General features: G+C 64.9%; 22 protein-coding genes and 5 pseudogenes. 19 read left to right on the top strand and 8 right to left on the bottom strand.

Going from position 1 to position 25,187, the window contains the following annotated elements:
- Together AN936_RS17385 and AN936_RS17380 are read right to left on the bottom strand one after the other, a co-directional pair.
- Positions 1–2,352: a putative bifunctional diguanylate cyclase/phosphodiesterase gene (locus tag AN936_RS17385; protein ID WP_054589200.1), complete on the bottom strand. Its 2,352-nt coding sequence runs from the start codon at positions 2,350–2,352 to the stop codon at positions 1–3.
- 98 nt (positions 2,353–2,450) lie between these two features.
- Positions 2,451–4,211 carry a fatty acyl-AMP ligase gene (locus AN936_RS17380; protein ID WP_054589199.1) on the bottom strand — a complete coding sequence of 587 codons (1,761 nt, stop codon included), beginning with the start codon at positions 4,209–4,211 and terminating at the stop codon, positions 2,451–2,453.
- A gap of 181 nt (positions 4,212–4,392) precedes the next feature.
- Here AN936_RS17380 and AN936_RS17375 point away from each other — a divergent pair, with 181 nt between their 5' ends.
- From AN936_RS17375 to AN936_RS25850, 4 genes and pseudogenes are all read left to right on the top strand, one after another.
- On the top strand, positions 4,393–4,965 hold the full coding sequence (locus tag AN936_RS17375) for a regulatory protein RecX (protein ID WP_054589198.1): 573 nt from the start codon (positions 4,393–4,395) through the stop codon (positions 4,963–4,965).
- 35 nt (positions 4,966–5,000) lie between these two features.
- Complete coding sequence (locus AN936_RS17370) at positions 5,001–5,462, top strand: DUF192 domain-containing protein (protein WP_054589197.1); 462 nt, start codon at positions 5,001–5,003, stop codon at positions 5,460–5,462.
- A gap of 61 nt (positions 5,463–5,523) precedes the next feature.
- Entirely contained in the window at positions 5,524–5,910 is a 387-nt protein-coding gene (locus AN936_RS17365) for an NADH:ubiquinone oxidoreductase subunit NDUFA12 (RefSeq protein ID WP_054589196.1), read from the top strand.
- 53 nt (positions 5,911–5,963) lie between these two features.
- Positions 5,964–6,323: pseudogene (locus tag AN936_RS25850) on the top strand (DUF2155 domain-containing protein); the annotation flags it as partial.
- A 44-nt stretch (positions 6,324–6,367) separates the two neighbouring features.
- On the opposite strand, the gene aat reads toward AN936_RS25850, so the two are convergent.
- Both aat and AN936_RS17355 read right to left on the bottom strand, forming a co-directional pair.
- The gene (gene aat, locus AN936_RS17360; protein WP_257719809.1) at positions 6,368–7,144 is read right to left on the bottom strand and encodes a leucyl/phenylalanyl-tRNA--protein transferase; all 777 of its coding nucleotides are present in this window, start codon (positions 7,142–7,144) and stop codon (positions 6,368–6,370) included.
- Positions 7,141–7,989, bottom strand: a complete 849-nt coding sequence (locus AN936_RS17355) for a class I SAM-dependent methyltransferase (protein ID WP_054589195.1) — start codon at positions 7,987–7,989, stop codon at positions 7,141–7,143. Before AN936_RS17355 ends, aat begins: the two co-directional genes overlap by 4 nt.
- A 55-nt stretch (positions 7,990–8,044) precedes the next feature.
- Between AN936_RS17355 and AN936_RS25590 the strand changes: the two genes are divergently transcribed.
- The gene (locus AN936_RS25590) at positions 8,045–8,230 is read left to right on the top strand and encodes a hypothetical protein (RefSeq protein ID WP_145923529.1); all 186 of its coding nucleotides are present in this window, start codon (positions 8,045–8,047) and stop codon (positions 8,228–8,230) included.
- A gap of 10 nt (positions 8,231–8,240) precedes the next feature.
- Positions 8,241–9,227 (top strand): isopenicillin N synthase family dioxygenase, encoded by a 987-nt coding sequence (locus AN936_RS17350; protein WP_054589194.1) that lies wholly within the window; start codon positions 8,241–8,243, stop codon positions 9,225–9,227.
- Between the two features lie 4 nt (positions 9,228–9,231).
- Here AN936_RS17350 and AN936_RS17345 read toward each other — a convergent pair.
- Positions 9,232–10,209, bottom strand: a pseudogene (locus AN936_RS17345) (CpaF family protein); the annotation flags it as partial.
- A 94-nt stretch (positions 10,210–10,303) separates the two neighbouring features.
- Between AN936_RS17345 and AN936_RS17340 the strand changes: the two are divergent.
- Positions 10,304–11,659, top strand: a complete 1,356-nt coding sequence (locus AN936_RS17340) for an IS1380-like element ISPme1 family transposase (protein WP_012112698.1) — start codon at positions 10,304–10,306, stop codon at positions 11,657–11,659.
- 326 nt (positions 11,660–11,985) lie between these two features.
- Complete coding sequence (locus AN936_RS17335; RefSeq protein WP_054590112.1) at positions 11,986–13,080, top strand: Zn-dependent alcohol dehydrogenase; 1,095 nt, start codon at positions 11,986–11,988, stop codon at positions 13,078–13,080.
- A gap of 191 nt (positions 13,081–13,271) precedes the next feature.
- Here the strand turns inward: AN936_RS17335 and AN936_RS24760 are convergent.
- Positions 13,272–13,475 (bottom strand): annotated as a pseudogene (locus AN936_RS24760) (transposase domain-containing protein); the annotation flags it as partial.
- 18 nt (positions 13,476–13,493) lie between these two features.
- A pseudogene (locus AN936_RS17330) lies at positions 13,494–14,012 on the bottom strand (CpaF family protein); the annotation flags it as partial.
- A 322-nt stretch (positions 14,013–14,334) separates the two neighbouring features.
- Here AN936_RS17330 and rimP point away from each other — a divergent pair.
- The 6 genes and pseudogenes from rimP to rbfA all read left to right on the top strand — a co-directional run bounded on the left by rimP (position 14,335) and on the right by rbfA (position 20,605).
- The gene (gene rimP / locus AN936_RS17325) at positions 14,335–14,880 is read left to right on the top strand and encodes a ribosome maturation protein RimP (RefSeq protein WP_054589192.1); all 546 of its coding nucleotides are present in this window, start codon (positions 14,335–14,337) and stop codon (positions 14,878–14,880) included.
- The gene (nusA, locus tag AN936_RS17320) at positions 14,880–16,505 is read left to right on the top strand and encodes a transcription termination factor NusA (protein ID WP_054589191.1); all 1,626 of its coding nucleotides are present in this window, start codon (positions 14,880–14,882) and stop codon (positions 16,503–16,505) included. The genes rimP and nusA overlap by 1 nt, the downstream gene beginning before the upstream one ends.
- Positions 16,486–17,256, top strand: coding sequence for a DUF448 domain-containing protein (locus AN936_RS17315; protein WP_084758473.1), 771 nt, complete (start codon positions 16,486–16,488; stop codon positions 17,254–17,256). The genes nusA and AN936_RS17315 overlap by 20 nt, the downstream gene beginning before the upstream one ends.
- Before the next feature lie 17 nt (positions 17,257–17,273).
- Positions 17,274–19,811, top strand: coding sequence for a translation initiation factor IF-2 (infB, locus tag AN936_RS17310; protein ID WP_054589190.1), 2,538 nt, complete (start codon positions 17,274–17,276; stop codon positions 19,809–19,811).
- An 84-nt stretch (positions 19,812–19,895) separates the two neighbouring features.
- Positions 19,896–20,161: pseudogene (locus AN936_RS17305) on the top strand (GIY-YIG nuclease family protein).
- A gap of 42 nt (positions 20,162–20,203) precedes the next feature.
- Positions 20,204–20,605 carry a 30S ribosome-binding factor RbfA gene (rbfA, locus tag AN936_RS17300; RefSeq protein ID WP_054590388.1) on the top strand — a complete coding sequence of 134 codons (402 nt, stop codon included), beginning with the start codon at positions 20,204–20,206 and terminating at the stop codon, positions 20,603–20,605.
- 10 nt (positions 20,606–20,615) lie between these two features.
- On the opposite strand, the gene AN936_RS17295 is transcribed toward rbfA, so the two are convergent.
- Positions 20,616–22,040, bottom strand: a complete 1,425-nt coding sequence (locus AN936_RS17295) for a WS/DGAT/MGAT family O-acyltransferase (protein WP_054589189.1) — start codon at positions 22,038–22,040, stop codon at positions 20,616–20,618.
- A 225-nt stretch (positions 22,041–22,265) separates the two neighbouring features.
- Between AN936_RS17295 and AN936_RS17290 the strand changes: the two genes are divergently transcribed.
- From AN936_RS17290 to rpsO, 5 genes are read left to right on the top strand one after another with little or no spacing between them, the layout of a single operon-like run.
- Positions 22,266–22,868: a thymidine kinase gene (locus AN936_RS17290; RefSeq protein WP_054589188.1), complete on the top strand. Its 603-nt coding sequence runs from the start codon at positions 22,266–22,268 to the stop codon at positions 22,866–22,868.
- Positions 22,861–23,403, top strand: coding sequence for a GNAT family N-acetyltransferase (locus tag AN936_RS17285; RefSeq protein WP_054589187.1), 543 nt, complete (start codon positions 22,861–22,863; stop codon positions 23,401–23,403). The genes AN936_RS17290 and AN936_RS17285 overlap by 8 nt, the downstream gene beginning before the upstream one ends.
- A 45-nt stretch (positions 23,404–23,448) precedes the next feature.
- On the top strand, positions 23,449–23,856 hold the full coding sequence (locus AN936_RS17280) for a DUF6491 family protein (RefSeq protein ID WP_257719786.1): 408 nt from the start codon (positions 23,449–23,451) through the stop codon (positions 23,854–23,856).
- 33 nt (positions 23,857–23,889) lie between these two features.
- Positions 23,890–24,864, top strand: a complete 975-nt coding sequence (gene truB / locus AN936_RS17275) for a tRNA pseudouridine(55) synthase TruB (protein ID WP_054589185.1) — start codon at positions 23,890–23,892, stop codon at positions 24,862–24,864.
- A gap of 25 nt (positions 24,865–24,889) precedes the next feature.
- Positions 24,890–25,159: a 30S ribosomal protein S15 gene (rpsO, locus tag AN936_RS17270; RefSeq protein WP_054590387.1), complete on the top strand. Its 270-nt coding sequence runs from the start codon at positions 24,890–24,892 to the stop codon at positions 25,157–25,159.
- Positions 25,160–25,187 lie beyond the last annotated feature (28 nt).

Genomic DNA, 25,187 nt, shown 5'->3' with positions numbered 1-25,187 from the left:
TCATGCCGCTTGGGTGTCGAGCGAATCCGGGCGGCGGAAAAGCGTCAGCACGTCGCTCGCCGGCATCGGGCGGCCATAATAATAGCCCTGGATGTTGCTGCAGCCGAGCGCGCGCAGCGTGTCGACCTCGACTTCGGTCTCGGCGCCCTCGGCGGTCGTCGACATGCCGAGGCTGTCGGCGAGCGCGACGACGGCGCGAATGATCGCGATCGATTCGATGCTCCCCTTGGCGGCGCCGACGACGAAGCTGCGGTCGACCTTGATCGTCGAAAATTGCGTCTTGCGTAGATAACCGAGCGACGAATAGCCGGTCCCGAAGTCGTCGAGCGACAGGCGGATGCCGAGGCTGATGAGCTGGTCGAGCAATTGTGCCGCGCCGCCGCCGTCGCGCAGGAAGACGCTTTCGGTGACTTCGATCTCGAGCCGTTCGGGCGGCAACCCGCTCTGCGCGAGCGCCGAGACGACGACCGACGCGAAGGCGGGGTCGGTGAGCTGTTCGGCCGAGACGTTGACCGCGACCTTGAGGTTCGACGGCCAGCGCATCGCTTCGTGGCAGGCGGTGCGCAGCACCCATTCGCCGATCGGCGAGATCAGGCGGCTGTCCTCGGCCAGCGGAATGAAGCGGCCGGGCGAGACATTGCCGAGCTTCTGGTTGTTCCAGCGGATCAGGCCTTCGAACCCGTTGAGCGTGCCGTCGGTGGCGGTAACCACCGGCTGATAATACATCTCGAACTCGCCGCGATCGAGCGCACCGCGCAGCTCCTGTTCCATCACGCGCCGTTCCTCGGCCTGCGCATGGAGCGAGGCGACATAGGCCGCGACGAGATTGCCGCCCTTGTCCTTCGACTTGTAGAGCGCAAGGTCGGCGTTGCGGGTCAGCGTCTCGACCGTCGCGCCGTCCTGCGGCCCGATCGCGAAGCCGATGCTGGCGCCGACGAACAACTGGTGATTGTCGACCACATAAGGCCGGCTGACCGCAGCGATGATCCGCTGCGCCAGATCCTCGGCATCGAGCGCCGAGGGCACATCCTGCAGCACGACGGCAAATTCGTCGCCGCCGAGCCGGCCGCAAGTCATGCCGCGATCCATCATGCTCTTCAGCCGCGCGGCGACCTGCGCGAGCAGCTTGTCGCCGACGGGGTGGCCCAATGTGTCGTTGACCGCCTTGAACCGGTCGAGGTCGATCATCAGCAGCGCGCAGCGCGATTTCGCATCATTCGCGTGCTTCAGTGCCCGCGCGAGTTCCTCGTTGAGGTGCAGGCGGTTGGGCAGGCCGGTCAGATTGTCGAAGCGCGCCATCTTGGCGATCTGTTCAGCCGACGCGCGCTGTTCGGTGACGTCGGAGCCGACGCCGCGAAAGCCCAGGAACTTGCCGGTTTCGTCGAGGCGCGGCGATGCCGACAATTCCCACCAGCGCGGCTTGCCGCCGATGGTCACGGGCACGATCAGGTTCGAAAAGCTCTCGCGCCGTTTCATCCGCTCGGCGATGTCATGCAGGCTGCGGGGGAATTGTCCCGTCTCCCACGCGTCGCCCGACAGCGCCTGGAGCAGCGGCACGCCCTCCAGCCCTTCGGCCGAGGCGCCGAGCGCATAAGCAAGGCGCGGCGAGACATGGACGAGGCGGCGGGCGTTGTCGGTCTGCCACAGCCAGTCGGCTGAGGTTTCCTCGAACTCGCGGAGCAGCAGGCTGACCGTCTCGTTCTTTTCGTGCAGCGTTTCTTCGGCGCGGCGGAAGCGGACGTGCGTCTTGGCGAAGCGGATGCACGATGTGCAGAGCAGCAGCGCCGCGACCAGCGCCACCGCCGCGAGTTGCGGCGCCCCCGCGCGGACGAGCGCCACGGCTGCCGACAGGCTGACCGGCGCGATATACAGGATGCAGATCATGGGCATGCTGTGCGCGATCATCGCCAGCGTCAGCATCATCAGCAGCGCGATCGTCCAGATCGACAGCACATGATCGAGGGTCGGTACCCCCTGCAGCCAAAAGGTCGAGGACCAGAGCATCGCCGAATAGAAGGCGTGGCGATGGCAAAGCCGGTATTCGGGCAGGCCCGACAATTTGAGTTCGCCGATGGCAAGGCTCGCGAACGCCCGATAGGACCAGAGGCTGAACAGCAGTGCCACGGCGAACCACGCGCCGGCGATCGCGACGGGGACGCGCAGGACCATGGTCAGCGCAGCGACGAGCGCCATCCCGAGCCCCATCCACAGGCGCAGACTGCCCTTGCCGCGCAGCGGCGCGAGCTGGAGCTGGCGGAGGTCGCCGACATCCTCATCGCGCGGACCCAGCCCCAACAGGGTGCGCGCGGGAATGTCGTCGGCAAAGATCTGGTCGGTCAACAGGCTTTTCACGAGCGCCTGTTTAATGAGGTGGGGTTACCCGAAGGTAACCGTACCCGGCCTGCGCGTGATCATTTTTTGTCCTGCTGCGGGACAAATTTCCGATATCGTCAGGCGGCGATCGCGAACGGCTGGATTTCGCCCGCCAGATATTGCGCGCGCGCCTTCGACCGGCTCAATTTGCCCGAACTCGTCCGCGGCAGGGTGCGCGGCGGAATCAGCTCGATGACGCAGTTCATACCGGTGATCGCGCGGACGCGTTCGCGGATCGTTTCGCGCAGCAAGGCGCGTTCGCCATCGTCGCTGGTGCGGCACTGGACGAGCACCGCCGGCGTTTCCTCGCCCCCCGGCGCGGTGATCGCGAAGGCCGCGATATCGCCCGACTTGAAGCCCGGCAATTGTTCGACCGCCCATTCGATATCCTGCGGCCAGTGATTCTTGCCGTTGATGATGATCATGTCCTTGGCGCGGCCGACAATGTAGATGTAACCGTCTGACAAATAGCCCATATCGCCGGTATCGAGCCAGCCGTCGACCAGGCAGGCGGCGGTCGATTCGGGATCGCGGTAATAGCCGGTCATCAGCGACGGACCGCTGCACCAGACCTTGCCCACCGTCTGGTCGGGCAGGATGTTGCCGGCCTCGTCGCGGACCTCGATCGTCATATCCTTGACCGCGCGGCCGCAGTTGACGATCGCGCGATAACGCGTCGGGCGGCCGGCGTCGTTCGCGGCGCCCGACAATTCGGTTTCCTCGACCAGTTCGACGACGATGCCCTGACCCGGCGGCATGATGCTGACCGCGAGCGTCGCTTCGGCAAGGCCGTAGCTCGGCAGGAAGGCGGTTGCCTTGAAACCCGCATCGGCAAAGGCATCGACGAAGTTTTGCATGACGTCGGGACGGATCATGTCGGCGCCGTTACCCGCGACGCGCCAGCGCGACAGGTCGAAGCGGTCGGCGACGTGGGTCTGGCTCGAGATGCGGCGCGCGCAGATGTCGTAACCGAAGGTCGGCGAATAGCTGAGCGTCGTGCCCTCGTTGCGGCTGATCAGGTCGAGCCAGGCGAGCGGACGGCGGGCGAAATCCTCGGTCTTCAGATAATCGACCGAAACCTGGTTGGCGACGGGCGACAGCAGGCAGCCGACCAGACCCATGTCGTGATACCAGGGCAGCCACGAAATGCAGCGGTCGCTGTCCTGAAGCTGCATGCCGTGCGAATGCGCCGATAGATTGTTGAGCAGCGCGCCGTGGGTGACCGCGACGCCATGCGGGAAGCGCGTCGAGCCGCTGCTGTACTGGAGGTAGCAGGTCGCGTCGCTCTGCTGCGCCGGCAGGTCGGTGACCGGCGCCGGGCGCTGTTCGAACGCGCTCCAGTCGACCGGGGTCACGCCCCGCGCTTCGGCGGCCTCGATCGCCATCGCCGCGATTTCGGGCGGGAAGAAGAGCATCGTGGGATCGCAACTCGTCAGTTGGACGGTAAGCTGGCCGACATAGGAGTCGCGGCCGCCGAAGCTGGTCGGCAGCGGCAGCGGCACCGGCCACGCACCGGCATAGATGGTACCGAAGAAAAGCGCCGCAAATTCGGGGCCGGTTTCGGCGATCAGCGCGATCCGGTCCTCGGGCTTCACCCCCGCCGCGATCAGACGATAGGCGGTTGCAATGGCATCGGCCTGCAGCTCGCGGTACGGATAAGGCCGCGTCAGCTTACCGCGCGGATCGTGGAAATTGAGCCCGCGCGAGCCGCTGGCGGCATAATCGAGCGCTTCGCCGACGGTGGCGAAATCCGAAAAGCGGCGCGGCTGGGCGCAATGGGTCGGCGTCGGCGCGAGGCCGTCCGCAGCATCTGCGGTGAGGGCAGGATTTTCGGTCATAATGGGTGCTGAGTCCCGTAAACCGGGCCGCGCGGCAACAAGCATGTCATCTTTCTGAGCCATGTTATGGTGCGCGAACCCTATATTGTTGGAACAAAATGGCCCGTTTCCGGGCTTTGTTGCCCGATATGACGGTGCTGATCGTTCTCAATCGGGCCCGACTGTGGCATAAACATGGCATATGGCCAACCGCCGCGCTCTCCCCGACCGTTCAAAAAGGCCACTCGGCGCAGCAAAGCTCGACGAACTGGCGCTCGCCTATGTGGCGCGATTCGCGACCAGCCGCGCCAAGCTGACGCGCTATCTTTCCCGAAAAATTCGCGAATCCGAATGGGTTGACGAAATTGACGCCATGGCGGCGTGCGAGGCGGTCGCCGGCCGGATGGAGCGGCTCGGCTTTCTCGACGACCGCCAATATGCGGCGATGCGCGCCGGGGCGATGACGCGCCGCGGGCTGGGCGTTCGGCGGGTCAAGGCACAGCTCTTCGTCGACGGAATCGCGCCCGGCGACAGCGAGGATGCGCTGTCGGAAGCCGAAGACAAGGCGCTGGCGTCGGCGATCGGCTTTGCCCGGCGGCGGCGTTTCGGTCCGTTCGCGGTGCGCACGGCCGACGATCCGGCGATGCGCGAACGGCAGGTCGCCGCCTTTGCCCGCGCGGGCCACAGCCTCGCACTCGCGCGGCGGATTCTGGCGGTCGCGCCGGGGGACGAGGATGCTCTGGCCGCGCTGGACGCCGAAGCGGCGCTCGACTAGGCCGGGACATCATTTCCGGCGAAAGGATCTTGCCGATGCGTGCCGTGCTTGCCGCCCTTGCCCTGTCGTTCGCCTTGCCGATGGCAGCATGCAGCTCGCACGGCAACGGGGCGGAGCAAACCGCGACCATCCCGCTGACCATCGCCGCGGGCGAAAAGCTGCATAAATTCAACGTCGAAGTGGCGCGGACGGCCGAAGAGCAGCAGCAGGGACTGATGTTCCGCACCAGCCTGCCCGCAGGCGGCGGCATGCTCTTCCCGTTCGAAAAACCGCGCATCGCCAGCTTCTGGATGAAGAACACGCTGATCCCGCTCGACATGATCTTCGTCCGCGCCGACGGCAGCATCGACCGCATCGCCGAAAACACCATCCCCGAATCGCTCGAACCCGTGGCGAGCGGCGGCGAGGTGGCGGCGGTGCTCGAACTGGCGGGGGGCACGGCGGCCGAACTTGGCCTCGACGAGAACGCCAGAGTGACATGGGACGACAAGAAATAGCGGTGCGGCGGGTGGTTTGCGGCTTGCGGATTGCGCCAGCTTGGCTGTAAACGCCGCAGCCATGAGCATCTTGGGCAAGATTTTCACCTGGTGGGACGGCGCAACCGTCGGTACGCTGCTGAACAGCTGGAGCACCGGCGAGAAGGTCGGCGAGGACAGCCTTGGCAACCGCTATTTCCGCGCGAAGAAGGGCGGCCGCCGCTGGGTGATCTATAACGGATCGAACGACGCGAGCCGCGTCCCCCCCGAATGGCACGGCTGGCTGCACGGCACTTTCGATGAGCTTCCCGCCGATGTCCTTCCCGCGCCGCGCGCGTGGGAAAAGGAGCCGACCGCCAACCTTACTGGCAGCACCGGCGCCTATCGCCCGGCGGGCGCGCTCGAACGCGGCGGGCATCGTGCCGCCGCGACGGGCGATTACGAGGCCTGGCGGCCCGGCGCCGAGTGAGCGCCGGCGTGACGAGGCTGACCAGGGCGGCGGGGCTGGCGATTGTTGCCGCCATGTCGCTCGCAGCTTGCGACCGGTCGCCCGCCACGAAAACGGGCGGTACCGACAAGGCGCCGCAGATCGCAAAATCCGAGCGCGTGCCGCAGGAAGTCGGCGGCATCGAGGGCGCGACGCCGATGGCCGATCGCGTCGCGGTGCTCGGCCTGCTCAACAAGCGCAACGGGCTGGTCCGCGATCTCGAAATGAAGCCCGGCGATTCGGCGCGCGTCGGCCGCGCGATCGTCCGCCTGCGCGCGTGCGAACAGACCGCGCCATGGGAAGACCCGCCCGAAACCGGTGCCTTCGTGCAATTGACCGTGCAGGACCAGCGCGACAACAAATGGTACCGCGTCTTTTCGGGTTGGCTGTTCAAGGAACGGCCCGACCGCAACGTGATCGAGCATCCGATCTATGACGTTTATGTCAAAAGTTGCGCAATGACATATCCGGGCGGCGAACCGGTCGCGCGTTCGGCACCGAAGACGGCGTCCGGCGCCGCAGCGCCCAAGGCGTCGAGCGCCCCCCAATCGCCGGCGACGAACGGCGGCGAGGGAAGCCCGGCACCCGCCGCAGCGCCCGCGCCGGCACCCAGGGCCCCGCCGCCGGCACCTTCCGACAATACCGAGTAAAGCCGCGCCAGATAATCGCGCTGGGGAATTTCGATTGCCCCGAGGCTGGCGAGGTGCGGCGTGATGAACTGGCAGTCGAGCAGCCGCCACCCCCCGGCGCGCAGCCGCGCGACGAGATGCGCCAGCGCGACTTTCGACGCGTCGCGCGCGCGGCTGACCATCGATTCACCGAAAAAGGCGCGCCCGAGCGAAACGCCATAGAGTCCGCCCGCCAGCGCGCCGTCCAGCCACACCTCGACGCTGTGGGCATGGCCGAGCCGGAACAGGCGCTCGTAACTCGCCTTGATGACGGGGTTGATCCACGTCGTCGGGCGGTCGTCGGCGGACTCGGCGCACAGCGCCATCATCTCGGCAAAGGCGGTGTCGGTGGTGACCCGAAAGCGGTCGGAGACGATGACCTTCTTCAGGCTGCGCGACAGGTGAAAGCCGTCGAGCGGCAGGATCGCGCGCAGCCGTGGTTCGACCCAATGGACCGACGGGTCGTCCGCCCCGTCGGCCATCGGGAAAAGCCCCTGCGCATAGGCGCTCAGCAGCAGCGCGGGGTCGATGGTCTCTACATGCTTCAGCTTGCCGGCTTTACGAATTTCAGCGTCATGCGGTCCGATTCGCCGATCGCCAGATATTTTTCGCGGTCCTTGTCGCCTTCGGTCAGGTTCGGCGGCAGCGTCCACACACCCTTTTCATAATCGTGCGTGTCCTTGGGATTGGCGTTGATATCGCTCTCGCCGACGAGCTTGAAGCCCGCCGCTTCGGCAAAGCCGACGACCGACGAGCGCTTCATATAGCCGCTCTTTTCCTCGAGCGCCGAAGCCATCTCCTCGGGCAGCCGGTGCTCGACGACGCCGAGCGTGCCGCCGGGTTTGAGCATCGCGAAGATCTGCTTGAACGCATCCGCCGTCTTGTCGGCGCCGCCGAAGCGCCAGTTGTGGACGTTGCGGAAGGTCAGCACGGCGTCGGCGCTGCCATCGGGAACCTTGTCACCCGCGCCGGTGCCCGGGAATTCGGCGAGCTTGACCGCGCCATAGGTCGCGGCGTCCGCCGCCTGCTTTTCCTTGATCCGGTTCAGCCCCTTTTCCCACGGCGCTGCGACATAGAGCGTGCCGCCGCCGGCCTTGGTCAGCGGGGCGAGGATTTCGGTGTACCAGCCGCCGCCGGGCCACAGCTCGACGATCGTGTCGCCGGGCTTGACCCCGAAGAAGGCGAGCGTCTCGGCGGGGTGGCGATATGGGTCGCGCGCGGTGTTGGCGGGGGTGCGCGTCGAAGCGGCGACCGCGGCGGCGATGGCCGCACCCGCGGTATCGGCTTCCTTCACGGCGGCGTGCGTGTCGTGACCGGCATGGCCATCCTGCGCGAAGGCGGCGGGATCCGAAAGGGCAATGGCGGCACTTGCAACCAGCAACAGGGAACGCATATGGGCAACCTCTCTCTTGGGGGGAATGCCCCTGTTTGCGTAGGGATGCGCGGCAATGCAAGTATCCATGCTCTCGCTCGGCATCGGCGCCGCCGCGATGTTCGGTTTCGCCGAGGTCGCCGACTGGCGCCGCCGCAACCGCCGCGATGTCGACAAGGTCGGATTCATGCCCTGGCGCGGGATCGCGATGCTGTCCGCGATGGTCGCGCTGCTCTCGACCGCACTCTGGCTGCACCAGTGATGCGGCGCCGGTGACGACGCTCCCCGTCATCGATATCGCGCCGCTGCGCGCGATGGACGATGCGGAGATGGTGGAGCGCACCGCTGCGGCTATCGGCGCGGCGAGCGCCGAATTCGGTTTTTTCTATGCTGATGGACATGGCATCGCCGACAGCCTCGTCGCGCGGCTCGAAACGGCGAGCCATCGTTTCTTTGCCTTGTCCGGCAAAGAGAAGGCCGAAATCGCGATGGCGCATGGTGGCATCCCCTGGCGCGGCTGGTTCCCGCTCGGCGGCGAGCTGACCTCGGGCCTCGCCGACCGCAAGGAGGGGCTTTATCTCGGCGAGGAACTGACGGCCGAAGATTCGCGCGTGATCGCCGGCTGGCCGCTGCACGGCGCCAACCTCTGGCCGCGCGCGGTGCCCGAACTGCGGCGGGCGGTCGGCGACTATCTGGCCGCTGCGGTCGCCGCCGCCGAAGCGCTGATGCGCGGCATGGCGCTCGCGCTCGGCCTGCCCGCGGAGCATTTCGCGGCGGGCATGACGCGGCGGCCCACCCTGCTGTTTCGTATCTTCCACTATCCTCCCGACGGCGCGCCCGACCGCTTCGGGGTCGGCGAGCATAGCGATTACGGCCTGCTCACCTTGCTCGGGCAGGACCGCCATGGCGGGCTGGAGGTGCGCGCCGCGAATGGCGACTGGATCGCGGTGCCGCCACAAGGACGGATGCTCGTAGTCAATATTGGCGACATGTTCGAACGGCTGACGCGCGGCCGCTTCCGCTCGGCGCCGCACCGCGTGATCAACGCCTCGGGACGCGACCGGCTGTCGTGGCCTTTATTCTATGATCCCGATTTCGCAGCGCCGGTCGATCCGCTGCCGATCGCGGCTACGACGCGCAGCCTGCCCCGCTGGGACGATATCGACGTCCATGCCGCGGGCGGTACCTATGGCGATTATCTGCTCGGCAAGGTGGGCAAGGTCTTTCCCGATCTCGCCGGCAAGGCGTTTCGCAACTGAACCCTTAGAGGCACGCCTCGAGATAGGGCTGGTCGAAACCATACTGGCGCGCCTTTTCGAGCGTATAGGGGCGCAGGCCCATGGCGCGATATTCGCCGACGATCTTGCCGTCCTTGTCCTCGTCGAGATATTCGAACTTGAACAATTCCTGGGTGACTATGACGTCGCCTTCCATGCCGATCACCTCGGTGACGTTGGTGACGCGGCGCGAACCGTCGCGGAGGCGCTTGATCTGGACGATCATGTCGACCGAATCGGCGATCTGTTTCGAGATCGCTTCCTTCGGAATCTTGATGTCGCCCATCAGCACCATATTCTCCATACGGCCGAGGCATTCGCGCGGGCTGTTGCTGTGGAGCGTACACATCGACCCGTCGTGACCGGTGTTCATCGCGGCGAGAAGGTCGAAACATTCGGCGCCGCGGACCTCACCCATGATGATGCGGTCGGGGCGCATACGCAGGGCGTTCTTGACGAGGTCGCCCATGTGGATCGCGCCATTGCCCTCGAGGTTCGCGGGGCGCGTTTCGAGCGGAAGCCAGTGCGGCTGCTGCAGGCGAAGTTCGGCGGCATCCTCGATCGTCAGCACGCGCTCGCCGGGGTCGATCATCTTCGACAGCGCGTTGAGCATCGTCGTTTTACCCGAACCCGTACCGCCCGAGATGACGATGTTGAAACGGCTGGCGCCCGCGATCTTCAGCGCGGTGCACATCTTCTGGCTCATCGCGCCCCACTGGCAGAGCATGTCGAGCGTGATCGGCTTGGCCGAGAATTTACGAATCGAGATTGCGGTGCCGCGCAGGCTCAGCGGCGGGACGATCACGTTGACGCGGCTGCCGTCCTTGAGACGGGCGTCGGCGAGCGGCGTGGTCTGGTCGACGCGGCGGCCGACCATGTTGCAGATGCGCTGGGCGATCTGGAACAGATGCTGTTCGTCGCGGAACTGGATCGGCGCGATGACCAGCTGGCCCTTACGTTCGATCCCACATTCTCCAAGTAAGTCGCTGATTTCGCTGTCGTAATCGTGATATTTCGCATATAAATCATGGCGTTGACGGCTGCGAGGGGCGCGTTTCATGGATCACCTGGAGGGTGCGGGCTTGGCGCGGGGAGATCGGGTTGATTTCGACCGCCGTGTGCGTCTGGAGTTCCGTGGTGCGCAGATCAGTTCAGACGGTGGCCTGCTGGTGATGCGCGAGCTTGATGACGTGCTCGGCCTGTCCAATCTGGCGTCGGAGGCGCTGCGAGACAGCCGCACCGGGAAGAACACGCTCCATCGGCTTGACGGATTGTTCCGGCAATCGGTGTTCGGACGACTGGCCGGATACGAGGATGTGAACGATGCCGACCGCTTGGCCCTCGATCCCGTGATGCGTCAGGTCGTTGGCGGCAGGGCCGTCGAGGCGCAAGCTGCTTCGGCATCGCAGATGGGACGGTTCGAGACCGAGACGCTGGCTCTGGCCGCGAACCGGGCGGCGCTGGCCGATCTGAACGGCCAATGGATCGACCGGTTTCATGACCGCAACGGGTTGAAATACATCGTGCTGGACATGGACAGCTCGGTCAGCCCCACCCACGGCGATCAGGAAGGTGCTGCCTGGAACGGGCATTTCGACTGCACCTGCTATCACCCCATCTTCTTGTTCAACCAGTTTGGCATGCTGGAGCGCTGCGCCCTGCGTAACGGCAATGTCCACAGCGCCGATGGCTGGCGGGATGTCCTTGATCCCGTCATTGCCCGATATGCTGGCCGCGACCTTGGTGGACGCTTCTTCCGGGCCGACGCTGCCTACGCGATCCCCGCGATCTATATGCGGCTGGAAGAAGCCAGGTTCTTCTACGCCATCCGTCTGCCCGCCAACGCCGTCTTGCGCGAGAAGATCGCGCATCGGCTGACACGGCCCGTGGGACGGCCTTCGCTGACCAAGGTCAAACGGTTCTTCGAGGACTTCGAGTATCAGGCGGCGTCCTGGGACAAGCCGCGCCGCGTCATCGCCAAGATCGAATGGCATCCGGGCGAGCTGTTCCCCAAAGTCGGCTTCATCGTCACCAACCTGCCGATGGAGCCAGACTGGGTGGTGAGGTTCTACAACCAGCGCGGCACCGCAGAGCAGCACATCAAGGAAGGCAAATATGCCTTTCGCTGGACGCGGCTGTCATGCCGGAAGTTCCGGCACAACGAGGTGCGGCTGCAACTGCACGCGCTGGCCTACAACCTGGCAACCTTCCTGCGCTGCATCGAACTGCCCGAGGCCATGGCGGACTGGTCGTTGACCAGCCTGCAACTCAAGCTGATCAAGATCGGCGCCCGCGTCGTCCGCCACGCCCGCGCCATTACCTTCCAGTTGGCCGAGGTCGCCGTCACCGGCCCGATGGTGCGGGCCGTCCTTGCCGCCATCCGCCGTCTTCGAACGCCTCCGTCATGCGCATGACCACGATCCATGCCCAAGCTGAACGAAAGCGGCAGGACAGGTCCGTCTGCCGCGCGGAAAAGCGGCTCTGCCGGGCCAGAATGCTGCGGGTTCGAGGCTTGATCCACCCGACTTCGGCCGTTTGCGCGACGACAGACACCGCTCGGGGCGAAAAACGCTTGCCCAGCGAGCAAAATCAGGCGATCTTGAAGTCAAGCGGCAGGCCACTTGGGGAATGTCGGGTAAAATGCAAGATGGGCCGAGCAATTACGATACTCATCGAATTGCATGGCGGTCGCGTGAGCCATTCATGCACACAATTCTATGGAATAATCCAGGAGACCATAATGAAAGCTGCGATACTTAACAATCTCGACGGAACATTCCAGATCGAGGAGATTGAGATCGACGTTCCGCGCGGCCGAGAGGTGCTAGTGGAAGTCAAGGCTTCGGGTCTGTGTCATTCTGACCTGCATTTTGCCGAACAGGATTTCGGGGTCCCCCTGCCGGCCGTCTTGGGTCACGAACTGGCAGGCGTCGTTCTCGCTGTCGGCCCTGAAGTACGAGAATTTTCGGTAGGGGACCATGTAGTAGGATCATTGATCCAGTTTTGCGGTCATTGCCGGGCCTGTATTGGCGGCCGAACCTATCAATGCACCAGGCCTGAAGAAACATTGCGTGACGATCCCAACCATATGCATCGCTTGACCAGGGACGGCGAGGGGGTTGCACAGGGATTCGGTACAGGCGCCTTTGCAGAACGCGCGCTGGTGCATGAGAATCAGCTGGCCCTTGTACCAAAGGAACTGCCTTTCGCTCAGGCTTCGCTACTGGGCTGCGGCACGATCACCGGTGCGGGCGCGGCCATCAACACGGCTTCGGTCCGGCCAGGAGATACTGTGGCGGTAATCGGCATCGGCGGCGTTGGCCTCAATGTGATTTCCGGCGCTAAGCTGGCCGGTGCGTCACGGATCATTGCGATCGATATGCAACCCAAAAAGGCTGACCTAGCCCGCAAGTTCGGTGCAACCGACTTTATCGATGCGTCGGCTGGCGACACCGTGAATGCGGTGCAGGCCCTGACTGACGGCGGCGTCGATCATGCCTTCGAGGTTGTAGGAATCAAAGCGACTTCGCAACAGGCGATCCAGATGGTTCGCAAAGGCGGTGGCGCCTATTTGATTGGCGTTCACTCTCCCACGAGCACGATCGACGTCAATGTGACGATTGATCTGCTGACCCAACAGGTCGATCTGCGCGGCGTCTATATGGGATCGTCCAATATCAAGCACGATATTCCAATGTACGCCCACCTCTATCTGCAGGGAAAGATCAACCTCGATGATCTGATTTCCCGCGAGATCAATCTGAGCGATATTAACGAGGCTTATAAGGAACTGAAGGGGGGCTCAATTGCGCGCAGCGTAATTACATCCTTCTAAGCCTGATCCACGGTTAATTGATTTGATCAAGTGAGCCGATGGTTGCGCAAAATGGCGACCATCGGCAATGATATGCGGACATCCTAATCAAGCTCGCCTTTAAGGATAGGGCGACTGTTGTTCAAACGCATCGACCGGCGCGTCGTTGAAGCGAATCAAGGTTTGCAATAAAACATCTGTAAGCGGTGGCCTCAGCCCACGGCGGTCCAGGGCATGAGTTCATGAACGCGATTGGCGGGATGGCCGTTGGCGAGCGCAGTGAGGGTCTGGGTCAGCCAGTCGTTGGGGTTAATCGCGCCCAGCTTGCAGTTTTCGATGAGCGTGGCGATGACCGCCCAGTTGTCGCCGCCTTCGTCGGAGCCGGCGAAGAGCGCGTTCTTTCGGTTCAAAGAGAGGTGGCCTGGAGAATCTGGATCGATATAGGTCTGGTACGGGCCGTTGACCATGATGTCGCTGATGTCGGGATCGGCGAGCAGCTCCTCGAGCGGGCCGAAGCCGAGCAGTTCGTCGACGAGCACCTTTTCGAGCGCGAACTGTTCGCGGCGATTGAGCGTGATGCGCAGTTCGGCAAGCACTTCGAGAATGATCGGGCGGAATTCCTCGGTCAACTCGTCCTTGCTCAGCGTCGCCGCCGCCTCGGGATCGACGCGTTCGAGCAGGCGCGGCAGCACCTGTTCCTTGATCTTGTGGACGCTCGCCTCGAACCCTTGCGCCTTTTCCGGCTCCGCCATTTCGGCGGTCGAACGCTGGTTCAGCCGCTCCATCGCCTCCATTTCGGGCGACAGCGGACCCGACGGCGAATCGGGCATCGCAGCTGGCTCGATCGCCGGAAACTGGCTGCCGCCGGCGGCACCGCCACCGCCCTGCATCGGCTTCGCCACGCCAAAAGCGGGGCGGCCTGCGGTTCCGGGTCGACGTCCGAATGCACTCATCGCGTGGGTCCTGCCTCTATTTATACGGGAAACCGCGACATTTGTACGCGGACCCCCAATCCGACAGGGTGAATAATCCGGAAACTTTGACATTCTCCTAATGCGCCGGTGGGTGGGTGCGAGGAGGGCTGAGCCGATATCCCCGCCTGCGGGAGGGGAGAAGGTCGGCGGCTTCCGCCATGCCATTCCCCCTTGCCGAGTCCGGCGCATCGGCCTATATGCGGCGTACTTCTTGACATGGTTAGCCAGTTGGGACGTCGGGGCCGCGGGCCGCGGCGGCCGTTCCTGCATGGCTTCCGGTTCATGGTTTTGGGAATTTTCATTGGTCGATATCGGCGTCCTCAATGCGATCATCGCGCCCGAAGCCGAGGCGATGGGCCTCGCGCTGGTGCGCGTCGCTTTCTTCGGCGGCGAGAGCGACCCGACGCTGCAGGTGATGGCCGAACGGCCCGACACGCGCCAGTTGACGATCGACGACTGCGCCGATCTGTCGCGCCGCATCTCGGACCGGCTCGACGCACTCGAGGAAGCGGGTAAGGACCCGATCGACCAAGCGTACCGGCTGGAGGTCTCGTCGCCCGGCATCGACCGGCCGCTGACGCGCCGCGCCGATTTCGCCGACTGGGCGGGGCATGAGGCGAAGATCGCGCTCAAGGAAAAGCTGAACGGGCGTCAGCGTTTCAACGGCGAGCTCGTCGGCATCGACGGCGATACCGTCAGGATTTTGGACAAGGAAGAGGTGGAGCACAGCCTGCCGTTCGACGCGATCGACACGGCAAAGCTCGTCCTCACCGACAAGCTGATTGCCGCAACCGTCCCGCTCTCGATCGAGGGCGCCGACGAAATGGAAGAAGAAGGACAGGACTGATGGCCACTGCCATTTCCGCCAACAAGGCCGAACTGCTCGCGATTGCCAATTCGGTCGCCAGCGAGAAGATGATCGACAAGACGATCGTCATCGAGGCGATCGAGGAAGCAATCCAGCGCGCCGCGCGCGCGCGTTACGGCGCCGAAAACGACATCCGCGCCAAGCTCGACGCCCAGACTGGCGACCTCCGTCTGTGGCGGGTCGTCGAGGTCGTCGAGCAGGTCGAGGATTATTTCAAGCAGGTCGACCTCGCGTCGGGCCAGAAGCTGCAGAAGGACGCGAAGATCGGCGACTTCATCGTTGATCCGCTGCCCGCGGTCGACCTTGGCCGCATCGACGCCCAGTCGGCGAAGCAGGTGATCTTCCAGAAGGTCCGCGAAGCCGACCGCGAGCGCCAGTATCAGGAATTCAAGGACCGCGCGGGCGAGATCATCACCGGCGTCGTGAAGTCGGTCGAATTCGGCCACATCGTCGTCAACCTCGGCCGCGCCGAGGGCGTCATCCGCCGCGACCAGCAAATCCCGCGCGAACTGATGCGCGTCGGTGATCGTGTCCGCGCGCTGATCCTGTCGGTGCGCAGCGAAACACGCGGCCCGCAAATCTTCCTCAGCCGCGCGCACCCCGACTTCATGAAGAAGCTGTTCGCGCAGGAAGTGCCCGAAATCTACGACGGCATCATCGAGATCAAGGCGGCCGCCCGCGACCCGGGTTCGCGCGCCAAGATCGGCGTCATCAGCTATGACGGTTCAATCGACCCCGTCGGCGCCTGTGTCGGCATGAAGGGCAGCCGCGTCCAGGCGGTCGTCCAGGAAATGCAGGGCGAAAAGATCGACATCATTCCCTGGTCCGAAGACACGGCGACCTTCGTCGTCAACGCGCTCCAGCCGGCAACGGTCCAGCGCGTCGTCATCGACGAGGACGACAGCCGCATCGAAGTCGTCGTTCCCGACGACCAGCTCAGCCTTGCCATCGGCCGCCGCGGCCAGAATGTCCGTCTCGCGAGCCAGCTCACCGGCAGCCAGATCGACATCATGACCGAGGCCGATGCCAGCGAGAAGCGCCAGCGCGAATTCGTCGAACGCTCGACGATGTTCCAGGAAGAACTCGACGTCGATGAGACGCTCGCGCAGCTCCTCGTCGCCGAAGGCTTCGGCGAACTCGAGGAAGTCGCTTATGTGGGCCTCGACGAGCTCGCGAGCATCGAAGGCTTCGACGATGAACTGGCGCAGGAGCTGCAGAGCCGCGCGACCGAAGCGCTCGAACGCCGCGAGGAAGCATCGCGTCAGGAACGCCGTGCGCTCGGCGTCGAGGACGATCTTGCCGATATTCCGCACCTGACCGAAGCCATGCTCGTCGTGCTCGGCAAGGCGGGGATCAAGACGCTCGACGACCTCGCCGATCTCGCGACCGACGAGCTGATCGCCAAGAAGCGCACCGACAACCGTCGCGGCCCGCCGCGGGGCGAACGCGCCGAGGACAAGGGCGGCGTGCTCGGCGAATATGGCCTGAGCGAAGAGCAGGGCAACGAGATCATCATGGCGGCGCGGGCGCACTGGTTCGAAGACGAACCCGTGGCCGAAGCGCCGCAAGCCGGGGAGGCCGCCGATGCGGACCCCGCGCAATGATCAGCTGACCGAAACCGACCGCGCAAAGGGGCGCGGCCAGCATGTGCCCGAGCGGCGCTGCGTCGTCACCGGCGAGGTTTCGCCGGCGGAGCAGCTCGTGCGCCTGGCGCTCGGCCCCGACGGCAGCATCGCGCCCGACGTGCATGGCAAGGCGCCGGGACGCGGCGCGTGGATCGGCGTTTCGCGCGCCGACCTTGAAACCGCGCAGGCGAAGGGCAAGCTGAAAGGCGGGCTGGCGCGCGCTCTGCATGAGGGTCAGTTCACCATCCCCGACGATCTGGGCGACCGGATCGAGGCACAGCTTCGGCGCGCGACGCTCGACCGGCTGGGTCTCGAATCCCGTTCGGGAACGCTGATCAGCGGCAATGAAAAGATCGAACAGGCGGCGCGGCGCGGACAGGTCCGGCTGTTGCTCCACGCCAGCGACGCGGGCGAGGATGGCCGCAAGAAACTGGCGCAGGCATGGCGCGTCGGCGAGGACGACGAGGGCTCGGGCCGCGAGGGCCGGGTCTTGCCGGTGGACCGGCACACCCTATCTATGGCATTGGGCCGCGAGAATGCGGTGCATCTGGCGATCACGGACGCCCGCGCGGCGGACCGGGTGCTGGCGCATTTGAGCCGCTGGCAGTTTTTCACAGGATGGAGTAGGGACGCGGCCAACCGCGATTCCGATCCGCTTGCCCCGCCGCCCGCCGGCGAGGAAAAAACAGGGGCGGCGCCAGCTGGCACCGCCGCTTCGGACGCGTTTTGAAGGAATGATGGTTTTCGATGAGTGACGAACAGGACAAGCCGACCCTTACCCGCAAGCCTCTGGGGCTGAAGCGGACGGTCGAGGCCGGGCAGGTGCAGCAGCAGTTCAGCCACGGACGCCGCAACACGGTGGTGGTCGAGGTGAAGCGCCGCCGCGTGCTCGGTCGTCCGGGCGAAGCCGCTCCGGCGCCCGAGGCCGAAGAGGTTCAGGCCGCTCCGGCCCCCGCTCCGGCCCCCGCCCCGGCTCCCAAGCCTGCGGCGCCGCGCGCGACCGAGTCCGACAGCCTGATGTCGCGTCAGGAACGCCAGGCGCAGTTGCTCCGCGAAGCGGAAGAGGCCCGCATGGCGGCGCTCGAGGAAAATCGCCGCCGCGACGAAGCGGCGCGCGCGCGCGCTGCCGAGGAAGAAAAGGCGCGGGCCGAAGCGCGTGTCGAACAGGCGGCCGCCAAGGCGGACGAACCCGCTCCGGCGCCGGCTGCTGCCGAACCGGCCGCACCCGAAGTCCCCGCCGCAGCCGCCGAGCCGCAGGCCGAGGCTGCGCCGCGTCCTGCGACCACCAGCGCCGCCCCCGCGCCGCGCCGCTTCACGCCGGTCGAGGCGCCCAAGCGCCCCGAACCCAAGCGCCCCGAGCCCAAGGCGAACCGCGGCACTGACAATCGCCGCCAGTCGGGCAAGCTCACCGTCACGCGCGCGCTCAACGAGGACGAGGGCGCTCGCGCGCGCAGCCTCGCGGCGCTGAAACGCGCCCGCGAAAAGGAAAAGCGCTCGCACATGACCTCGTCGGGTCCGCGCGAGAAGCAGGTCCGCGAAGTCGTCGTTCCCGAATCGATCACGGTACAGGAACTCGCCAACCGCATGGCCGAAAAGGGCAGCGATCTGGTCAAGGCGCTGTTCAAGATGGGCAGCCCGGTCACGATCAATCAGGCGATCGATCAGGATACCGCCGAACTGCTTGTCACCGAGTTCGGGCACGAGATCAAGCGCGTCAGCGAAGCCGATATCGACATTCGCCACGACGAGGATGTCGACGATGCCGCGCAGCTCAAGCCGCGCGCACCGGTCGTCACGATCATGGGCCATGTCGATCACGGCAAGACCAGCCTGCTCGACGCGCTGCGCGGCGCGAATGTGCAGGCGGGCGAAGCCGGCGGCATCACACAGCATATCGGCGCCTATCAGGTAAAGGCGAAGGACGGCAGCGTCATCACCTTCCTCGATACGCCGGGCCATGAAGCGTTTACCGAGATGCGCCAGCGCGGCGCGAACGTCACCGACATCGTCATCCTCGTGGTGGCGGCCGACGATGGGCTGAAACCGCAGTCGATCGAGGCGATCAACCATGCGAAGGCGGCCGGCGTGCCGATCATCGTCGCGATCAACAAGGTCGACAAGGAAGGTGCCAACCCGCAGCGCGTCCGCGAACGCCTGCTCGAACATGAGCTGGTGGTCGAGGAAATGGGCGGCGACGTCCAGAATGTCGAAGTGTCGGCGCTGAAGAAGACCGGTCTCGACAAATTGCTCGACGCGATCGCGGTGCAGGCCGAAATCATGGAGCTGAAGGCGAACCCCGATCGCGCCGCCGAAGGCACGGTGATCGAGGCGAAGCTCGACAAGGGCCGCGGCCCGGTGGCGACGATCCTCGTTCGCCGCGGTACCTTGAAGGTCGGTGACATCTTCGTCTGCGGCGCCGAAAGCGGCCGCGTCCGCGCGCTCATCGACGATCATGGCAAACAGATCAAGGAAGCCGGTCCGTCGATGCCGGTCGAGGTCCTCGGCCTTGGCGGCGTCCCGATGGCGGGCGACACGCTGACCGTCGTCGAGAATGAGGCGCGTGCCCGCGAAGTCGCGGCATACCGCCAGGAGCAGGCGACGCGCAAGCGCACGGTGCAGGCGCCCGTCAGCCTGGAGGGCATGTTCGAGGCGCTCGCGGACAAGGCGAATGTCATCCAGTATCCGGTGGTGATCAAGGGCGACGTGCAGGGCAGCGTTGAGGCGATCGTCAATGCGCTCAACAGGATATCGACCGACGAGATCAAGGTTCGCGTGCTCCAGTCGGGCGCCGGAGCCATCACCGAAGGCGATGTGACGCTCGCGGCGGCGACGGGAGCCCCGATCATCGGCTTCAACGTCCGCCCCAACGCCAAGGCGCGCGATATCGCGAAGCGCGAGAAAGTGCGCTTCATGTATCATGACGTCATCTATCATCTGACCGACGAGGTCCGCAAAGAGATGGCGGGCGAGCTGGGTCCCGAACGCATCGAGAATGTCGTCGGCCGCGCCGAGGTCAAGGATGTCTTCCCCGCCGGCAAGCGCGACAAGGCCGCCGGCCTGCTCGTGCTCGAAGGGTCGATCCGCAAGGGCCTCCACGCACGCCTCACGCGCGACGACGTCATCGTCTCGGCGACGACGATCGCGTCGCTGCGCCGTTTCAAGGACGACGTCGCCGAAGTGCGCGCCGGTCTCGAATGCGGTGTCGTGCTGGCCGATACCAACGATATCAAGCCGGGCGACCACCTCGAAGTCTTCGAGGTCGAGCTGCGCGAACGGACGCTGTAAGCCCTTTGTGTCCCGGCGAAGGCGGGGACACAAAGCGGCACGGAGCCACAACGGATCGGCACAAGGCCGGGCTATGTCTACATCATGGCCAGCGCCCGTAACGGCACCATCTACATTGGCGTGACGAGCAATCTCGCGAAACGCGCATGGGAGCATCGCAGCGGTGTCGTGGCGGCTTCACCCGCGACTATGGTTGCAAGCTGCTGGTCTGGTATATGGCATTCGAGGATATCCAGGATGCCCGCGCCCACGAACTGCGTATGAAGAAATGGAATCGCGTCTGGAAACTGCGCGCAATTGAAGAGATGAATCCGCTGTGGAACGATTTATATCCAACCTTGGCGCCCTGACGCTCTGGGTCCCCGCCTTCGCGGGGAAACATGGAGGTTTCGATGCGGCATAAGGAACAACCCCAAGGCCCGTCGGTTCGCGTGCTGCGCGTCGGCGAACAGGTGCGTCATGTACTGAGCGAAATCCTCGCGCGCGGCGACGTGCACGACGACGTGCTGGCCACGCATCCGGTCAGCGTGACCGAGGTGCGCATGTCGCCCGACCTCCGTCACGCGACGGTGTTCGTGAAACCGTTGCTCGGCAAGGACGAGGCGGCGGTGCTCAAGGCGCTGCGCACCAACACCGCCTATCTGCAGCGCGAGGTCGCGCATCGCATCCGCATGAAATATGCCGCGAAGCTCAAATTCCTCGCCGACGAAAGCTTCGACGAGGCGAGCCATATCGATGCATTGCTGCGCGATCCGAAGGTAGCGCGCGATCTGGAGAGCGGCGAGGCGGAATAATAGCCGTCGGCTATTTCTTCCCCGTCTTGATCCCCGCCGCCGCTTCCAGTTCGACCAGCGCTTCCTCCAGATAGTCGATCATCCGCTGCGCATGCGGGACGCTGCGGCGGCACGCGGTGATGCCGAAATCGATATTCTGGAAATTCGAGACCTGCGTGATGTTCATCGCCATGCCGTCGACCGGAATGCTCGCGGGATACATGCCGTCGAGCCGCGCGCCGTTCCAGTACATCTGCTCGCGCGGGCCGGGGACGTTCGAAATCGTCACGCTATATGCCGGGAATTTGTCGGCGGTGCGCGTCAGCGCGGTAAGCATCATCGGGAAGCTGGTGATCGCGGTGTAGAGCTGGATCTGTCCCGCGGTCATCGCGCGGAGCTGCGCCTTTGCCGAGTTCATCGATTCCTGGATCGCCGCCATGCGCGTCGCCGGGTCGTCGATATGCGTCGCGAGATTGGCGGTGACCGACGCCACCGAATTGCCCGAATCGATGTCATCCTTGGGCCGGATCGACACCGGCGCCATGGCCTTCAGCGGCTTGTCGGGGAGTTCGTTGAGCGATTGCAGATATTTGCGCATCGCCCCCGCGCACATGCCGAGCACCGCGTCGTTGATCGTCCCGTCATAGGCCTTGCCGACCGCGCGCACGCGCTCCAGCGACCAGCTTTGCGCAACGAAGCGCCGCGCGCCGGTGATGTTGCGGTTGAAGCTGGTGCGCGGTACCCCGGCGAAGGGCGTGACCAGCCCGTCGCCGCCAAGGCCGAACATCGCGGCGAGATATTGGTTCATCGCCTTGGTCACGCCGACGCTGTTGCCCCATTGCTCCTTCAGGAAATCGCCGATCGCCTTGATGTCCATCAGGTTGGGGCGCGGCGGCTTTTTCGGCGCGGGGAATTGGCGTTTATACGCTTCATAGGCCTCGACCGACAGCGGCGACGCGGCGCGCCGTTCCGCGGGGTCCGCCGACAGCATCGAATTGTAGAAATGGATGCTCGCCGCGCCGTCCATCAACGCATGATGGACCTTCTTGAAGGTCGCGATCTGGCGGTTCGGCAGGCCGGAGATCAGCGTGATCTCCCACAAGGGCCGGGTGCGGTCGAGCAGCCCTGAATGGAGCCGCGAGGCGAGTTCGAACATCTCGCGGTAGCGCCCCGGCTTGGGCAGCGCCGCGGCACGGACATGGTAATGCATGTCGATGTCGCGGTCGGGTTCGAGACGGATCGGACCATATTGGCCGAGCGGGGTCAGCTTCAGCACCTCGCTGAACGGCCGCCGCAGCCCTTCCGACTGGCGGAGGAGCGCGAGCTGTTCGTTAAGCCATTCGGTCTCGTCGACCCCGTCGGGCAGCGTGTAGAGATTGATGCCGCCGATATGCATCGGCATCTCGCGGCTCTCGCCCACCAGGAACATCGCATCGCTGACCGGCATCAGGCGCATTCGCAGCTCTCCCCACTGAATATGCTGCACTCTTTGGATGCAGCATGACAGGGGACGAGGGCGAGTCAAGTTGCTCCTTCCCCTCGTCACCCCCGGGCGAGGCGCGTGTCTCGCCCGCCTTGATCCGGGGTCCATTATGCCGGTGCTGAATGGACCCCGGATCAAGTCCGGGGTGACGAAGCTTTGAAGATTGGCGGGCGGCCGTGAACGGGTTATCCCCCACCCATGGCCAAGCTCTATTTCTACTATGCCAGCATGAACGCGGGCAAGTCGACGACGCTGCTGCAGGCGGATTTCAATTATCGCGAGCGCGGCATGGAAACGATGCTGTGGACCGCGGCGCTCGACGACCGTTACGGCGCCGGACAGGTGACCAGCCGCATCGGGCTGATGGCCGAGGCGCATAAATTCGACCCCGACAGCGACCTGTGGGAAGCGGCCAATGCGGAAAACCGACAACGGCCGCTGGCCTGCATCCTCGTCGACGAGGCGCAATTCCTGTCGCGCGAACAGGTTTTCCAGCTCGCCCGGCTCGCCGACGAGGCGAATATTCCGGTGCTCTGCTACGGCCTGCGCACCGATTTTTCGGCGGCACTGTTTCCCGGCTCGGCGGCGCTGCTCGGCATCGCCGATGCGCTCGTCGAATTGAAGGCGGTGTGCGAGTGCGGGCGCAAGGCGACGATGAACCTGCGCGTCGATACCGAAGGGCGTGCGGTGGTCGAGGGCGCGCAGACCGAGATCGGCGGCAACGACCGTTATGTCGCGATGTGCCGGCGCCACTTCATGGCCAAGCGCCGCGAAGCGGCAAAGGTGCTGGCCGATGCGTGACCGTCTCTATGTCGAACTCGCCGACGGCGACCTTCGCCTCCTCAAGCTGGCGGAAACGCATCGCGAGGCGCTGCGCGCCGTCTGCGCCGCCGACTCCGATATCTGGCCGATCTATTCGTCGAGTTTCGGTCCTGACCATTTCGATGCCAGCTTTACCGCGCTGATCGCACACGATGCCCGCATGCCCTATGCGATCGTCGACGGCGACCGGCTCGTCGGCATGACGGCCTGGCTCCGCCCCGACTGGATGGCCGAGACGGTCGAAATCGGCAACAGCTATATCCATCCCGATGCGCGCGGCACCGGTTTCAACGGGCGGGTCAAGCGGCTGATGCTCGACCATGCGTTCGGCGCCGGCATCCGCCGCATCGAATTCCGCATCGACGAACGCAACAAACGTAGCCAGGCGGCGGTCGCGAAGCTCGGTTGCGCGAAGGAAGGCGTGCTGCGGTCCGAACGCATCACCTGGACCGGATATGTCCGCGATACCGGGCTGTGGTCGTTGCTGGCAGAGGAGTGGCGCGCGCGTTCCTGAACGGGGGTCAGCACCGGTTCAGACTCGCTGTGCTACCCGCTGTCTATGAAACAGAAACTCGCACTCTCCCTGGCCGCCATGCTGCTTCCCCTTTCTGCGGCGGCGGCCACCGAGCCCGCTGAGGCGCCAAGCGCGCTCGGCGTCGAATCGAGCATCGCCTTCCCGAGCGACAGCACGATCCGCAACTGGCGCGCCGACCGCGAGCGCGGCATCTGGATCGAGGGGCGCAGCGGCGAATGGTTTTACGGCACCTTCGCCGGGACCTGCCGCAATCTCGACTTTGCCGAGGCGATCGGCGTCGAAACGCGCGGCGTCTCGCGGCTCGACAAGTTTGGGACGCTGATCGTGCGCGGCCAGCGCTGTCTGCTGACCAGCTTCGTCACCTCGGCGCCGCCACCGACGAAGGAAGAGCAGAAGGCGGCGCGCGAAGCCGAAAAGGCCGCCAAAAATTGACAAGACATATTGCCGAGCCCTAGCGGCGCTCGGGTGAACGGCTGGATCATTCTCGACAAACCGGTGGGGCTGGGCTCGACGCAGGCGGTGGGCGCGGTGAAGCGCGTGTGCCGCGAAGCCGGGCTGGGCAAGGTCAAGGTCGGTCACGGCGGGACGCTCGACCCGCTCGCCTCGGGCGTGCTGCCGATCGCGCTCGGCGAGGCGACCAAGCTCTGCGGGCGGATGCTCGATGCGAGCAAGGTTTACGACTTCACGATCGCGTTCGGGACCGAGACTGCGGGGCTCGATGCCGAGGGCGAAGTTGTCGCGACCAGCGCCGTCCGGCCGAACCTGGCCGACGTGGAGGCGGTTCTGCCGCGCTTCACCGGCCCGATCGAGCAGGTGCCGCCGGCCTATTCGGCGATCAAAGTGGGCGGCGAGCGGGCGTACGATCGCGCCCGCAAGGGTGAAGTGGTCGAGATGAAGGCGCGGGCGGTGACCATATTTGCTCTCTCTTTCCGTCATCCCGGCGAAGGCCGGGATCTCGCCATTGGCGGCTCTGATCCGGACCGGCGAGACCCCGGTCTTCGCCGGGGTGACGAGGTTGGGGAAGGGGGGGAGTTGGAAGAAATCACCCTCACCGCGCATGTCTCCAAAGGCACCTATATCCGGAGCTTGGCCCGCGACATCGCTTATGCCGTCGGCAGCGTCGGCCACGTCACGATGCTGCGCCGCACGAAAGCCGGGCCCTTCACGCTCGAACAGGCGATTTCGCTGGACAAATTAAACGCTTTCGGCCAAGGGGCCGCCCAATCAGAAATATTTCTGCCGCTCGAGGCAGGGCTGGTCGACATCCCGGCTCTGAACCTTTCCCCGGAAGCGGCAGGGGCGATCCGTCAGGGTCGCGTCTGGACCGGGGGTAGCACGGATGACGGGCTCTATTGGGGAAGGGACAGCGACTTGCGTCCCGTCGCCCTGATCGAGGCTTTGGCGGGAACGCTGAAGGTCGTCCGCGGCTTCAATCTTTGACACGATGTTCGAAGGAAGTTTGCATATGTCGATTACCGCCGAGCGCAAGACCGAAGTCATCAACGACAATGCCCGCAAACAGGGTGATACCGGCTCGCCGGAAGTTCAGGTCGCGATCCTGACCGACCGCATCAACAATCTGACCGACCATTTCAAGGCGAACCACAAGGACAACCACAGCCGCCGCGGGCTGCTGATGATGGTCAACAAGCGCCGCAGCCTCCTCGACTATCTGAAGAAGAAGGACGAGGGCCGCTATCAGGCGCTGATCGCGAAGCTCGGTCTCCGCAAATAAGAATTTCTGGCGGCCCCGGACTTCCGGG

Origin of the sequence: Sphingopyxis macrogoltabida, assembly GCF_001307295.1 — a bacterium.
Classification (GTDB): Bacteria; Pseudomonadota; Alphaproteobacteria; order Sphingomonadales; family Sphingomonadaceae; genus Sphingopyxis; species Sphingopyxis macrogoltabida_B.
This window is presented reverse-complemented; position numbering and strand designations above follow the sequence as displayed.